The following is a 13,755-nucleotide window of genomic DNA, read 5'->3' as shown; positions in this document are numbered from 1 at the left end:
TGTACCGGGAAAATGGGGTTTTGCCGGGGCCTCGGCCGTATACGGCCGAGGCCCCGGGGCGATGCGGTCGAGGCGGGCCGGCACGGTCTCCGGGACCGGCATGTCGCGCGCCTCGGCGGCGGCTCCTACCCCCGGTACGTCTCCAGCAGCCGCAGCCACACCTCGCTGATCGTCGGGTACGCCGGAACCGCGTGCCACAGCCGGTCGATCGGGACCTCGCCCGCCACCGCGACCGTCGCGGAGTGCAGGAGTTCGCCGATGCCGGGGCCGACGAAGGTCACGCCGAGCAGGATCTCGCGGTCCAGGTCCACGATCATCCGGGCCCGGCCCCGGTAGCCGTCGGCGTACAGGCCGGAGCCGGCGACCGAGGCGAGGTCGTAGTCGACCGCGCGGACGCGGTGGCCCGCGCGTTCGGCCTCGGCGAGGGTCAGACCGACGGACGCGGCCTCCGGGTCGGTGAAGACGACCTGCGGGACGGCCGCGTGGTCGGCGGTGGCCGCGTGAGGGCCCCACGGGGACGTGTCCAGAGGCGTGTCCTGTCGGGCGCGGGCGGCGATCGCGGCGCCCGCGATACGGGCCTGGTACTTGCCCTGATGGGTGAGGAGGGCGCGGTGGTTGACGTCTCCGACCGCGTACAGCCAGTCGGTGTCCTCGACGCGGCAGCTGTCGTCCACCGTCAGCCAGGATCCGGGCTTCAGACCGACCGTCTCCAGGCCCAGGTCGTCCGTGCGCGGCGCCCGGCCCGTGGCGAAGAGGATCTCGTCGGTCTCGATCCGGCCGCCGTCGTCCAGCTCCACGGTGGCGGGCGCGTCCGGCGCGGGCCGGTGGACGGCGGTGACGGAGACGCCGGTACGGATCGTGGCTCCGGCCTCCTCCAGCGCCTCGGCCACCAGCTCGCCCGCGAACGGCTCCATCTTCGGGAGCAGGCCCTCGCCGCGGATCAGCAGCGTCACCTCGGAGCCCAGCGCCTGCCATACGGTCGCCATCTCCACGCCGACCACTCCGCCGCCGACCACCACGAGCCGGCCGGGCACCTCCTTGGCGCTGGTGGCCTCGCGGCTGGTCCACGGGCGGGCCTCGGCGATGCCGGGGAGATCGGGGACGACGGCCCGGGTGCCGGTGCACACGGCGACGGCGTGGCGGGCGGTGAGCCGGTGTTCGGTGCCGTCCGGAGCCGTGACGGTGACCGCACGTGGGCCGGTGAGGCGTCCCGTACCGCGGTAGATGTCCGCTCCGACGCCTTCCAGCCAGTCGACCTGTCCGTCGTCCTTCCAGTCACTCGTCTTGTCGTCGCGATAGGCCAGGACGGCCTGGACGTCGAGAGGGCCCTGTACGGCTCCGCTCAGGCCCGGGACGCGGCGCGCGTCGGCGCGGGCGACCACGGGGCGCAGCAGGGCCTTGCTCGGCATGCAGGCCCAGTACGAGCATTCACCGCCGATCAGCTCGGACTCCACCACGGCCGTGGTCAGCCCCGCCGCGCGGGCCCGGTCGGCCACGTTCTCCCCCACCGGACCAGCACCGATGACCACAACGTCGTACGAGGAAACATCCACTGCATCAGTCATGGAAACAGTGTCCTCAAGAGTGTGCCCACCGGCCACATGGGCAGGCGGAATAGCGCACGTGCAGTCACCGTTGTGCCGGACACGTCGAAACGGGCACAGAAAGAGGTATCTCGTATGAGCACCGTAGAGCTCACCAAGGAAAACTTCGATCAGGTCGTCAGCGACAACGGCTTCGTCCTGATCGACTTCTGGGCTTCCTGGTGCGGCCCCTGCCGACAGTTCGCGCCGGTCTACGACTCGGCGTCCGAGCGCCACCCCGACCTGGTCTTCGCCAAGGTCGACACGGAGGCGCAGCAGGAGCTGGCGGCCGCCTTCGAGATCCGGTCCATCCCGACCCTGATGATCGTCCGGGACAACGTCGCCGTCTTCTCGCAGCCCGGCGCTCTGCCCGAGGCGGCCCTGGAGGACGTCATCGGCCAGGCCCGGAACCTGGACATGGACGAGGTCCGCAAGTCCGTGGAGGAGCAGAAGCGCGCGACGGAGGCCGGACAGGGACAGCCGGAGGGCCAGTAGCCGCCGTACCGGCGCACGGCGCGACCTGAAGGGCCCTGATCACACGGTCGGGGCCCTTCCGCCATGCCCGGACACGGCCGGCCACTGCGTTCAGCGCGTCGGGCGGTTTCCCTCGGCGACCTGCACCGACATGCCCGGATCCAGCTCCTCGCCGTCGATCAGCACGGCCTCCACCGTGCGGGTCGCCGGGTCGATGTCCGCCTCCATGCCCTCGCCCGCGTAACGCGGATAGCCGGAGGCCCCGGTCTCGCCGGTGGCGGCCACGACCGCCGAGCGGATCGGCCGGCCGGGGGCTCCGGTGCGCGTCCTGCTGTGGTCGGGGATCAGGAGGAGCTCGTAACTCTGCGGGTGGCTCATGGCCCCGACGCTAGACACCCGCCGTACTCCGCGCATGTCGTCGCCGCGCCGCTCCGGGCGGTCAGCTGGACTCGCGGTGCACGGCGCTGGTGCGCAGCAGGTCGTGATGGACGGGCGCGATGCCGGGATGCTGGACGAGACGGTCGATCGTCTCGGCCAGCGGGTCCGCCATGGCGAGCTCCATCCGGACGGTGGAGAGGCGGGGTCGGAGCAGTCTGCCGAGGAGCAGATCGTCCGCTCCGACGACCGCGGTGTCACCCGGTATCGCGACGCCCGCGTCCTGGAGGGCCCGCATCAGCAGCATGGCGTACTCGTCGTTGTACGCGAACACCGCGTCCAGCCCCAGCTCCGGCCACCGGTGCGCCAGCTCCGCCGCGGACTCCTCCTCGTAGTGGAGCGGGAGGGGCCGCACGTGCGCTCCGGCCGGTTCCGCCGTCTGCCGGGCGCCGGCGAGGCGGGGTTCGGAGAACGGCGTGAGGCCTTCCTCCCGGGGCATCACCACTCCGATCCGGCGCCGGCCCCGCGCGAGGAGGTGGCCGACCGCGCTGGCGCCGACCCGGCGCTGGTCCATGACCAGTCCGTGAGCGCCCCGCACCGGCTCCGGGCCCAGGGTGATCACCGCCTTGGCGCCGGAGCGGGTGAGGATCTCCGTGCCGTGCGGGGTGAGGGTGATGCCGGGCGGTACGACGACGGCGACGGGCCGCAGTTCGGCCCAGGCGCGGACCGCCTCGTCGTCCGCGAGGCCGGCGCTGCCGTACTGGACGACGGTGTAGTCCAGGCGGCGCAGTCCGGCCTGGAGCTCCTGGAAGAAGTGCTGGTGGAGCGGGCCCGCCGGTATATGGCCCGAAGGCAGCAGGACCAGGCGGCTGTGTCCGGCGCGCAGACTGCGGGCGGCGGCGTGCGGGACGTAACCGAGCTGGGTGGCGGCCTCTCTGACGCGGTGCCGGGTGGGTTCGCTGATCCGGACGGTGGCGTTGTTGTTCAGTACGTACGACACGGTGGCCCGGGAGACTCCGGCGAGGCGCGCGACATCGGCGCTGGTCGGTACGGAGACTTCGGCGGGCTGCTTGGGTAACTGGCTCATGGCGTGCGGCAGTCTTCCAGATCCGCCGGGCCGGGCCGCGCGCCGGGTGCGCCTCGCCACGACCCTGTTCGGCGGACCCGCTCCCGGAATGGGGCGTGCGGGTCCTACGGTGTTGCGATGACGTTCCACCACAGCGCACAGCGCACCGACGCCCCGCCCGTACCGCCCGGCAGCACGGGTCCCACCGCCACCGTCCAGGCCGATCCGCACGAGGTGGGCCCGGTCCGCACCTCGTACGCGCCCGACCGCGACGGCGACCCCGATCCGGGTGAGATCGTCTGGACCTGGGTGCCGTTCGAGGAGAACGACGGGCGCGGCAAGGACCGGCCGGTTCTCGTCGTCGCCCGGGAGGCGGCGGGGACGCTGCTGGCGGTCCAGCTCTCCAGCAGGCAGCACGACATGGACCACGAGTGGGTGGCGCTGGGCGCCGGCCCGTGGGACAGCTCCGGCCGGCCGTCCTGGGTCGATCTGGACCGGGTGCTGCGGGTCCACGAGGACGGCATGCGGCGCGAGGCGTGCGCGCTGGACCGGGACCGGTTCGCTTCCGTCGTGGTACGGCTGCGGGAGCGGTACGGCTGGAACTGACCGGACGGCTGTCGCAGTCGTGGGGCCGTCGCTCGCCGGTGCGGAGCGGGCGGCGCATGCTGGTCGTGACAGGAGTGTGAAACCACCGGTTCACGGTGGCTCAGGGGCACTCTTGTGCGATCCCGGGGTACGGGTTTGGGTGGTAGGTACGCAACGGAGAAGGAGGCACTTCATGTCTTCGGACGCTCGCGGAGGCCCCGGCTCGCGCCCGGACTCCGCCACCCTCGACGAGGGCGCGGCACAGGATTTACTGCGCGGCATATGTTTCAAGACAGGTCCTCCTCGCATCGTCGGGGTGGAACTCGAATGGCTCATCCATGACCAGGAACATCCGGCCGTCCCGGTGGACCAGGACCGGCTGGACAGCGCGGTCGCGGACCTCCGCGAACTGCCCCTGTCCGCCGCACTGACGTTCGAGCCGGGCGGGCAGGTGGAGCTCAGCTCCCAGCCGGTCGGCTCGCTGATGGAGTGCGTCGAGACGACCGCGGCGGATCTGGCCGCCGTACGCGGATCGCTCGGCCGCGCCGGGCTCGCACCGGTCGGCCTCGGTGTCGACCCGTGGCAGACCCCGCACCGCAGGCTCAGCGAGCCGCGGTACGCCGCCATGGAGGCGGCGCTCGACCGGGCGGGCCCGTCCGGGCGGGCGATGATGTGCACCTCCGCGTCCGTCCAGGTCTGCCTGGACGCGGGTGTGGAGGAGCCGGGGCCGCTCGGTTACGGCCGGCGCTGGCAGCTGACCCATCTGCTCGGTGCCGTCCTGGTGGCCGCGTTCGCCAACTCGCCGTTCCGGCAGGGTCGCCCTACCGGCTGGAAGTCCACCCGGCAGGCTCTGTGGGCCGATCTCGATCCCGTACGGACGCTGGCGCCGGTCGGCGGGCTGCCGCCGCGCGACGCCTGGGCCGCACATGTGCTGGACACGACGGTCATGTGCATCCGGCGCGAGGAAGGCCCCTGGGACGTGCCGGAGGGCCTCACCTTCCGGGAGTGGATCCGCACCGGCGCGCCCCGGCCACCGGTCCGCGCCGATCTCGACTACCACGTCACCACCTTGTTCCCGCCGGTCCGGCCGCGCGGGCACCTGGAGCTGCGCATGATCGACGCGCAGAGCGGCGCGGACGGGTGGCTGGTACCGCTCGCCGTCGCCACCGCCCTGTTCGACGACCCGGAGGCCGCCGAGACCGTGTACCGCACCGTGAAGCCCCTGGCCGAGACGGCGGGATCCGCTCCCGCGCCGCGCAATCCGCTCTGGACGACCGCCGCCCGCGAGGGCCTGGCCGATCCGGAGCTGCGGGCGGCGGCCACCGTCTGCTTCGACACGGCGCTCAGCGCGCTCGACCGGATGGGCGCGAGCAAGGCGGTACGGGAGACCGTGGCGGCCTTCAACGACCGGTATGTGGCCCGGGGCCGATGTCCGGCCGACGATCTGCTCGAACCGGGCGCTCTGACCGAACTGAGCCGGCCGGCGGGCTCCATCGGCTCCACGGACGGCCCGCACACCGGAAGGGTGGCCTCAGCATGACCGACGACCGTGCCCCCTCCATCACCGCCGCGGACGGCTTCCCGCCGGGCTCCGGCGGCCACGACCCCGAGGCGCTCCGGCAGCGCGCGCTCGACGCGCTGCTGACCGCCCGCGCACGCACCGCCACCCTCACCGACAGTGTCGAAGACGGCGAACTCACCGCCCAGCACTCGCCGTTGATGTCTCCGCTCGTCTGGGACCTGGCCCACATCGGCAACCAGGAGGAGCAGTGGCTGCTCCGCGCGGTCGGCGGACGTGAGGCGCTGCGACCGGAGATAGACGGGCTGTACGACGCCTTCGAGCACCCGCGCTCCGCGAGGCCCTCGCTGCCGCTGCTGGCACCGGCCGAGGCGCGGACGTATGCCTCCGACGTACGGGGCAGGGCCCTGGACATCCTGGAGGCCGCGCCGCTGCACGGCGGCGGGCGTCCGCTGGAGCGGGCCGGATTCGCCTTCGGGATGATCGCGCAGCACGAACAGCAGCACGACGAGACCATGCTGATCACCCATCAGCTCCGCACGGGCCCGGTCGCACTGACCGCTCCCGCCCCGCCCGAGCCCACCGACGCCGGCGCCCTGCCCGCCGAAGTCCTCGTCCCGGAGGGCCCGTTCACCATGGGCACCTCCGCCGAGCCATGGGCCCTGGACAACGAACGGCCCGCGCACCAGCGGGAGGTGGCGGCCTTCCATCTGGACACCGCACCCGTCACCTGTGGCGCGTACCAGCGGTTCATCGCGGACGGCGGGTACACCGACCCGCGCTGGTGGGCGCCCGAGGGATGGGACATGGTCCGCGAACACGGCCTCACCGCACCGCTGTTCTGGCACCGGGACGCCGGGCAGTGGCTGCGCCGCCGGTTCGGCGTGACCGAGCCGGTACCGGACGACGAGCCGGTGCTCCACGTCAGCTGGTACGAGGCCGACGCGTACGCCCGCTGGGCCGGCCGGCGGCTGCCCACCGAGGCCGAGTGGGAGAAGGCCGCCCGGCACGATCCCGCCACCGGCCGTTCGCTCCGCTATCCCTGGGGCGATGCGGACCCGACACCCGAGCAGGCCAACCTGGGCCAGCGCCATCTGCGTCCGGCGCGGGCCGGTGCGTATCCGGCGGGCCGGGCGCCGTCCGGCGCGGGTCAGCTGATCGGCGATGTGTGGGAGTGGACGTCGAGCGACTTCCTGCCCTATCCGGGGTTCGTGGCGTTCCCGTACCGGGAGTATTCGGACGTGTTCTTCGGACCGGGCCACAAGGTGCTGCGCGGCGGCTCGTTCGCCGTGGACCAGGTCGCCTGCCGGGGCACGTTCCGCAACTGGGACCTGCCGGTGCGGCGGCAGATCTTCTCCGGGTTCCGCACCGCGAGGGACGCCTGATGTGCCGTCATATCGCCTATGTGGGCGATCCGGTGGCCCTCGGGTCCGTACTGTCCGAGCCGCCGCACTCGTTGGTGCGCCAGTCCTGGGCGCCGCGCCGCCAGCGGTACGGGACGGTCAACGCGGACGGTTTCGGCGTCGGCTGGTACGCGGACGGCGACCCGGTGCCCGGCCGCTACCGGCGCCAGGGACCGATCTGGCACGACCAGACCTTCGTGGACCTGGCCCGGGTGGTGCGGACGACCGCGCTGCTCGCCGCCGTACGGGACGCCACCGAGGCGGGTGCGGACGGGGAGGCCGCGGCCGCTCCGTACGCCGCCGGGCGACTCCTCTTCAGCCACAACGGCGCGGTGCCGGGCTGGCCGGCCTCCCTCGCGGCCCCGGCCGCCGCCCTGCCCGCCGAGGAGCTGCTGGCGCTGGCCGCCCGCAACGACTCGGCGCTGCTCTGGGCGCTGATCCTGCACCGCGTCGCCGCCGGCGACGGCGTGGAGACGGCGGTGGCGGAGACCGTACGGGAGGTCGCCGAGGCGGCACCCGGCTCCCGGCTCAACCTGCTGGTCACGGACGGCACCACCATCGTGGCCTCCGCCTGGGGCGACACGCTCTGGTATCTCCACAATCCGGGCCGCGCGACCGCCGTGGCCTCGGAGCCGTACGACGACGATCCACGCTGGCGCGAGACACCCGACCGCACCCTGCTGGTCGCGACCTCCGCAGCCGTCACCCCCACACCGCTCAAGGAGCCCGCCGCGTGAGCCCTTTCCTGCTGACCCGCACCCTGCCGGAGGACGCGACGGACGCGGCGCTGCGCGCCGACGTCCTGAGCGGGCTGACCCGGCATCCGAAGACGCTGCCGCCCAAGTGGTTCTACGACGCGCGCGGCAGCGAGCTGTTCGAGGACATCACCCGGCTGCCCGAGTACTACCCGACGCGCGCGGAGCGGGAGATCCTGGAGGAGCGCGCCGAGGAGATCGCCGCCGCCTCGGGCGCCAGGACCGTGATCGAGCTGGGCTCGGGCTCCTCGGAGAAGACCCGCCATCTGCTGAACGCCTTGGAAGGGCTGGAGAGTTACGTCCCGGTGGACGTGAGCGAGAGCGCGCTGACCGGGGCGGCGGAATCGCTGCTGGCCGAGCATCCGGGGCTCTCCGTCCATGCGCTGATCGCCGACTTCACCGGTGGTCTGGCGCTGCCGGGCACTCCTGGGCCGCGGCTCGTCGCCTTCCTCGGCGGCACGATCGGCAATCTGCTGCCCGACGAGCGGGCCGGCTTCCTGCGTTCGGTCCGCTCGCTCCTCTCCCCCGGCGACGCGCTGCTGCTCGGCACGGACCTGGTGAAGGACGAGGAGACGCTGGTCGCGGCGTACGACGACGCGTCGGGCGTGACGGCGGCCTTCAACAAGAACGTGCTGAACGTCGTCAACCGGGAGCTGGGCGCGGACTTCCCGCTGGAGGACTTCGAGCATGTCGCCGTGTGGAATCCGGAGCAGCGCTGGATCGAGATGCGGCTGCGCGCCCGCCGGGCGCTGAGCGTGAAGATCCGGGAGCTGGACCTGGTGGTGCCGTTCGAGGCCGGTGAGGAGCTGCGTACGGAGGTGTCGGCGAAGTTCCGCCAGGAGGACGTGCGCGAGGAGCTGGAGGCGGCCGGGCTCCAGCTGGCTCAGTGGTGGACGGATGCGGCGGGCCGGTTCGCGCTGTCGCTGGCCACGGCGGTCTGAGCCACGCCTGTAGCAGGAGCCGTCGTCGTCCGGTCCGTACCGGCGACGGCGGCTCCTGCCGTACGGGCCAGGCCACGGCGGCCCGGCTCACCGCCCGGCGAGGCGGATGCGAAATCGCCTGCCGGGATCGGTGCGAGCACCACGACCTCGGCGGCGAGCCCGGCGGCCCGCACCACCCGCCACAGCGAGGCGGCGAGCGGATCGTCCCCGACGAACGCGACGGCTCCGGCGGGTCGGTAGGTGACGCGCACCGGCCGTACGGAGACCTCCGCGTCGATCGCCGCCTGGAACACCGCCGGCCGGAACACCCCGCCGCTTTCCCGCCCGCACCAGGTGCTGCCTTCAGGAAACGCCACGACCCGCGAGCCGGAGCGCAGGGCTTCGGCCACGGTGCCCACGGCTCCCGGCAGCGCGCGCAGCCGGTCCCGGTCGATGAAGAACGTGCCACCGAGCCCGGCGAGCCGTCCGAGCACCGGCCAGCGTCCGACCTCGCTCTTGGCGAGCATCCGGCCGGGCAGCACGGCGGCGACGAGCGGGATGTCCAGCCAGGAGACATGGTTGGCGACGACCAGCTCGCCGCCGGTGTCCGGAGCGTACGGATGGCCCCGGACGGTCACCCGTACGCCGAAGGCACGCGGTACGCCCCGCGCCCACCACCGCACGAGCCGACCGCGCGGGCCCGCCGCGAGCAGCCGGACCGGCAGCGCGCAGGCCACGCCCACCAGCGTCCACGCGCAGCCGGCGAGGAGCCGCAGGACGGCGGTGAGCGGGGCCCGGACCGCTCCGGTGTGCCGGGCGCAGAGCTGCGGGGTGCAGGGAGCGACGGGCAGCCAGGCGCTCATGCCTGCGGTACGAGTGAGAGGAAGTGGCGCAGGTAGCGCGGGTCGGTCCGGCGCAGCGAGAGCAGGACGTACAGATCGGCCACGTTGAACTCGGGGTCGTACGCCGGAGCTCCGCAGACCCAGGCGCCGAGCCGCAGATAGCCGCGGAGCAGCGGCGGCAGGTCGGCCCGGGAGCCGGGGCCGGCGTCGGGGTGCGCGGCGGAGTCCCAGAGGCGGTGCGGGGTGACCCAGTACTCCTCGGGCGCCAGGTGCGCGGTGCGTACGGTGTTCCAGCTGCGGGCGGCGAGCGTGCCGCCGTCGGCCAGCGGCAGGGAGCAGCAGCCGGCGAGCCAGGTGTGGCCCGAGCGCTGCGTGTAGCGGGCGAGTCCGGCCCAGACGAGGGCGATGACGGCGCCGTCGCGGTGGGCGGGGTGGACGCAGGAGCGGCCGACCTCGACGAGGTCGTCGCGGATGGGCGCGAGGCGGGTGAGGTCGAACTCGCTCTCGGCGTAGAGCCGTCCGGCTATCCGGGCGCGGTCCGGCGGCAGCAGGCGGTAGGTGGCGACGACCTCGTCCGTGGCGGTCTCGCGGACCAGCAGGTGGTCGCAGTACGCGTCGAACGCGTCGCTGTCGATGCCCGGTTCGGGCCCTTCGAGGCGGGCGCCGAGCTCACCGGCGAACACCTGGTGGCGCAGCCGCTGGGCGGCGCGTACGTCCTCCTGGCCGGTGGCGAGGGAGACCCGGTAGGCGGCCGGTCGCGAGGTGCGGTGAGCGGCGGAGGTCGGCGCCGAAGGGGCGGGCGGGGCGGTGGGCAGCACGGTCATGGCGGTCTCCGGGGACGGATCAGCAGGGACGGCTGCCGGGCCCTCGGGGTGTGAAGGCCCGGCCCCTTACTTCTTCCGTCACCGGCTGGATTCGACGTGACCGCTGTGGAGCGCGGGGATGTGCGACGGCTGAATCCCCGGAGACCGGCCGCGGCTCAGCTGCCGGCGAGCATGGCCGTGATGCGCTCCGACGCCTTCTTCGCCTCGGCGGCCGCGTCGGCACCCGTGAGCACCGCCGTCATGTACGGCTTGATCGGGTTCTCCGCCTCGACCTTGGCCCACTGCGAGGAGTTGGGCGTGGCGCGGCCCTGGCTCGCGCCTTCGGCCATCGCGGCGGTGCCCTCCTCGCCCTCGACGACATGGGCGAGCTTGGGCTTGTTGGGAACGTAGCTCATGGTCCGGGCGAGTTCGGTCTGCCACTTCTCGCTCGCCAGCGCCTTGACGACGGCGATCCCGGCGCTGCGCTGATCGGCCTTCTTCGGGACGATGAGGTCCGAGCCGCCGGTGAAGACGGAGCCGGGGGCCTTGGCGGTCTTGCCGGGGATGGGGAAGTAGCCGAGCTTTCCCTTGAGTTCGGGATTCTTCTGCTCGATGAGCGCGGCGCTGCCGGGGAGCGAGATGATCTGCGCGACGTCGCCCTGGGCGAATACGTCGTTCTGCGGCGGCTTCTCCTCGTCGGAGTCCGCGGGCCCCTCGCCGAGCGCCTGGAGTTCCTTGTAGAAGTTCATTCCGGCGAGCGCCTGGGGCGTGTCCAGCGTGCCCCGCCAGTCGCCGCCGCCGCCTTCGGCGAGTTCGCCGCCCTCGTCCCAGACGAATCCGGCCAGCACGTACCAGTTCTGGCCGGCCAGGTAAATTCCCTGGTTGCCTTGGGTGTTGAGCTTCTCGGTGTCCGCGATCCACTCGGCGCGCGTCTTGGGCAGGTCGTCCACGCCGGCGGCCTCGAAGATGTCCTTGTTGTAGATCACCACGCGGTTGGCCGCGTACCAGGGGATGCCGTACTGCACACCGCTGATCTGGCCGGGCTGGGCGAGACCGGGCAGCCAGTCCTCGCTGCCCAGGTCACGCATCGATTCGAGCGTGAGGTCACGGAGGCCGCCGCTCTCCGCGTACTGCGCGACCTGGGTGTTGCCGACCTCGATCACATCGGGCGCGTCGTCGCTCTCCAGGGCTTCGAGAACCTTGGGGCCGATGCCGCCCCACTCCTGGATCTTGAACTCCAGCTTGACGGAGGGATTCTCCTTCTCGTACGCGCTGGTGAACTTCTCCAGGAATCCCTGCGAGACGCTGTCCTTCATCAGCCAGACCGTCACCGTGCGGTCCCCGCCACCCGAACCGGAGAAGTAGCCACATCCGCTGAGCGTGAGTGACGAAACGAGCGCGACGGCTCCGACGAGTATGCGGTTCTTCACGTAGTCACCTTCTGCGAAACGGCACGACGAAATCGGGACCCGGTGTGGGGGGATTGCGGGCGGCGCTCGCACGGGCGTTTGGCTGAATTTTGGTATGGACCAATCAGTAGGTCAAGGCGCGTGCTCGTCCCGATTCGTCCAGCTCGCCCCCTCGCGCGACACCCGGGATTGAGGCACCGTGGTCACCAGAGAGGAGACAAACCATGTCCAACCACACCTATCGGGTCACCGAAATCGTAGGAACCTCCGAGGAAGGCATCGACGCGGCGATCCGGAACGGCGTCGCAAGAGCCGCGGAAACGTTGCACAATCTCGACTGGTTCGAGATTGTGCAAGTTCGCGGCCATATCGAGGATGGCCGAATCGCGCACTACCAAGTCGGCCTGAAGGTGGGCTTCCGGCTCGACGAGAACGCCTGATCAGGTACGCCCGTCGCGCTCCTGCGCGTCCTTCAGTTCAGGTGACGGGTCGAACCAGCGGGCCCGCGCCACACGGAATCCGGCCACTTCGGCCGCATCGCAGACCAGCTCGTCGTCATCGACGAGCACCCGCACCTCACGCGAGCGGCCCAGCCTCCGGAGGATGTCCAGCTTCGTCCGCCGGGCCGGGCGCCGGTCGTCGTCGCGCCGCATGAACAGCCGCCCCTCGGGCAGCCCCTGACGGCTCAGCCACTCCACGGTGGCCCGGCGGCACCGCTCGGGCCGCCCGGTCAGATAGACCACCTCGCACTCCTCGGCGCTCGCGAGCACCAGCGCCACGCCTTCGGCGAGCGGCGGATCGTCCGGCGCGGCGGCGAAGAAGCCGTTCCAGTCACGCTTCGGCCCCTTCAGGAAGTGCTGCCGGTGGGCCGTGTCGGCGAGGGTCCCGTCGAGATCGAATACGGCAAGCGGCCGGGTGTCGTCGTTCACCCGGCCAGACTAGGGGTGTCTTGCCGATCATGCCGGGTCCGGGAATCCTCACCGGGCGGGCGCGTTGAACAGGGTGTGAGCTCTGTGATCGCGTCGGCCCGCTTCTCGTTCCTCGACCGCTCCCGCACCCGTGAGCGGCACGACGGTCCCGAGGCGCTGCGCGACACCGTGGCGCTGGCGCGGGAGGTGGAGGCGCTCGGCTACCACCGCTTCTGGGTCTCCGAGCACCACAGCGTGCCGGGCGTCGCGGGGTCGGCGCCGACGGTCCTGGCCGCCGCCGTCGCCGCCGCGACCTCCACCATCCGGGTCGGCACCGGCGGAGTGATGCTCCCGAACCACCAGCCGTTCGTCGTGGCCGAGCAGTTCGGCGTCCTCGCCTCGCTCTTCCCCGGCCGGATCGACATGGGGCTCGGCCGCTCCGTCGGATTCACCGACGGCGTACGCCGGGCGCTCGGCCACGGCAAAAAGGACGCGGAGGACTTCCCAGGACGCCTCGCCGAACTGCTCGGCTGGATCGACGGCACCCAGCAGGCCCACCCGCAGGTCCACGCCCGGCCGGCGGAAGGCCTGGACATCCCGGCGTACGTCCTGGCGATCGGCGAAGGCGCGGCGGTCGCGGCCGCCGCCGGCCTCCCGCTCGTCATCGGCGACCTGCGCGGCCGGGAGAAGGTGCTCCGCGCCATCGAGGTGTACCGCAAGGACTTCCGGCCCTCCGCCCGCGCCGAGCGCCCCGAGGTCATCGTCTCCGGCACGGTCGCCGTCGCCGCCACCGAGGAGGAGGCCCGGCGCCTGCTGATCCCGGAGGCCTGGGCCATGGCGTACGCACGCACCCACGGCAGCTTCCCACCACTCGCGCCCGCCGAGGAGATCGAGAGCCGCACGATGACGGCCAAGGAACGCGCGCTGTACGAGCGTGGGCTCGACGGCCACATCCACGGCACCGAGGAGCAGGTGACGGAGCAGCTGGAGCGGGCGATCGAGGAGACCGGTGCGGACGAGGTGCTCGTGACGACGAGTACGTACGACCGTGAGGCGCTGGTGCATTCGTTGCGGCGGCTGGCCGGGATCGTACGGCGCGGACGCTGACCGGGG

General features: G+C 72.4%; 15 protein-coding genes. 8 read left to right on the top strand and 7 right to left on the bottom strand.

The window, feature by feature from the left end; all coding sequences use genetic code 11:
- Positions 1-125: 125 nt before the first annotated feature.
- On the bottom strand, positions 126-1,565 hold the full coding sequence (locus ABZ267_RS10790; protein ID WP_356753691.1) for an NAD(P)/FAD-dependent oxidoreductase: 1,440 nt from the start codon (positions 1,563-1,565) through the stop codon (positions 126-128).
- Positions 1,566-1,679: 114 nt separating this feature from the next.
- Between ABZ267_RS10790 and trxA the strand changes: the two genes are divergently transcribed.
- Positions 1,680-2,078, top strand: a complete 399-nt coding sequence (trxA, locus tag ABZ267_RS10785; protein ID WP_356753690.1) for a thioredoxin — start codon at positions 1,680-1,682, stop codon at positions 2,076-2,078.
- A gap of 90 nt (positions 2,079-2,168) precedes the next feature.
- Here trxA and ABZ267_RS10780 read toward each other — a convergent pair whose 3' ends face one another.
- Both ABZ267_RS10780 and ABZ267_RS10775 read right to left on the bottom strand, forming a co-directional pair.
- Positions 2,169-2,435, bottom strand: a complete 267-nt coding sequence (locus ABZ267_RS10780) for a hypothetical protein (protein ID WP_356753688.1) — start codon at positions 2,433-2,435, stop codon at positions 2,169-2,171.
- A gap of 61 nt (positions 2,436-2,496) precedes the next feature.
- Positions 2,497-3,519, bottom strand: a complete 1,023-nt coding sequence (locus tag ABZ267_RS10775) for a LacI family DNA-binding transcriptional regulator (RefSeq protein WP_356753686.1) — start codon at positions 3,517-3,519, stop codon at positions 2,497-2,499.
- Between the two features lie 117 nt (positions 3,520-3,636).
- Here ABZ267_RS10775 and ABZ267_RS10770 point away from each other — a divergent pair, with 117 nt between their 5' ends.
- From ABZ267_RS10770 to egtD, 5 genes are all read left to right on the top strand, one after another.
- Positions 3,637-4,104 (top strand): type II toxin-antitoxin system PemK/MazF family toxin, encoded by a 468-nt coding sequence (locus ABZ267_RS10770; protein ID WP_356753684.1) that lies wholly within the window; start codon positions 3,637-3,639, stop codon positions 4,102-4,104.
- 172 nt (positions 4,105-4,276) lie between these two features.
- Positions 4,277-5,623: an ergothioneine biosynthesis glutamate--cysteine ligase EgtA gene (gene egtA, locus ABZ267_RS10765; RefSeq protein ID WP_356753682.1), complete on the top strand. Its 1,347-nt coding sequence runs from the start codon at positions 4,277-4,279 to the stop codon at positions 5,621-5,623.
- Positions 5,620-6,987, top strand: coding sequence for an ergothioneine biosynthesis protein EgtB (gene egtB, locus ABZ267_RS10760; RefSeq protein WP_356753680.1), 1,368 nt, complete (start codon positions 5,620-5,622; stop codon positions 6,985-6,987). Before egtA ends, egtB begins: the two co-directional genes overlap by 4 nt.
- The gene (gene egtC, locus ABZ267_RS10755; protein ID WP_356753678.1) at positions 6,987-7,742 is read left to right on the top strand and encodes an ergothioneine biosynthesis protein EgtC; all 756 of its coding nucleotides are present in this window, start codon (positions 6,987-6,989) and stop codon (positions 7,740-7,742) included. Before egtB ends, egtC begins: the two co-directional genes overlap by 1 nt.
- Positions 7,739-8,701: an L-histidine N(alpha)-methyltransferase gene (egtD, locus tag ABZ267_RS10750; RefSeq protein WP_356753676.1), complete on the top strand. Its 963-nt coding sequence runs from the start codon at positions 7,739-7,741 to the stop codon at positions 8,699-8,701. The genes egtC and egtD overlap by 4 nt, the downstream gene beginning before the upstream one ends.
- On the opposite strand, the gene ABZ267_RS10745 is transcribed toward egtD, so the two are convergent.
- The 3 genes from ABZ267_RS10745 to ABZ267_RS10735 form a co-directional block, all read right to left on the bottom strand.
- Positions 8,644-9,543 carry a lysophospholipid acyltransferase family protein gene (locus tag ABZ267_RS10745; RefSeq protein ID WP_356753674.1) on the bottom strand — a complete coding sequence of 300 codons (900 nt, stop codon included), beginning with the start codon at positions 9,541-9,543 and terminating at the stop codon, positions 8,644-8,646. The two genes, egtD and ABZ267_RS10745, sit on opposite strands and share 58 nt — an antisense overlap.
- Positions 9,540-10,346: a GNAT family N-acyltransferase gene (locus ABZ267_RS10740; RefSeq protein ID WP_356753672.1), complete on the bottom strand. Its 807-nt coding sequence runs from the start codon at positions 10,344-10,346 to the stop codon at positions 9,540-9,542. Before ABZ267_RS10740 ends, ABZ267_RS10745 begins: the two co-directional genes overlap by 4 nt.
- A 155-nt stretch (positions 10,347-10,501) precedes the next feature.
- Entirely contained in the window at positions 10,502-11,755 is a 1,254-nt protein-coding gene (locus ABZ267_RS10735) for an extracellular solute-binding protein (protein WP_356753670.1), read from the bottom strand.
- A 203-nt stretch (positions 11,756-11,958) separates the two neighbouring features.
- Between ABZ267_RS10735 and ABZ267_RS10730 the strand changes: the two genes are divergently transcribed.
- A complete protein-coding gene (locus ABZ267_RS10730; protein ID WP_356753668.1) occupies positions 11,959-12,174 on the top strand; it encodes a dodecin in 216 nt (71 codons plus the stop codon).
- Here the strand turns inward: ABZ267_RS10730 and ABZ267_RS10725 are convergent, their stop codons facing one another.
- On the bottom strand, positions 12,175-12,663 hold the full coding sequence (locus tag ABZ267_RS10725; protein WP_356753666.1) for a hypothetical protein: 489 nt from the start codon (positions 12,661-12,663) through the stop codon (positions 12,175-12,177).
- 75 nt (positions 12,664-12,738) lie between these two features.
- Between ABZ267_RS10725 and ABZ267_RS10720 the strand changes: the two genes are divergently transcribed.
- Entirely contained in the window at positions 12,739-13,749 is a 1,011-nt protein-coding gene (locus ABZ267_RS10720) for an MsnO8 family LLM class oxidoreductase (protein ID WP_356753664.1), read from the top strand.
- Positions 13,750-13,755 lie beyond the last annotated feature (6 nt).

The sequence above is a fragment of the Streptomyces sp. NPDC006174 genome (assembly GCF_040614075.1).
Taxonomy (GTDB): Bacteria; Actinomycetota; Actinomycetes; order Streptomycetales; family Streptomycetaceae; genus Streptomyces.
Note: the sequence above shows the minus strand (reverse complement) of the source record. Positions and strands in the feature narration are given on the sequence as shown.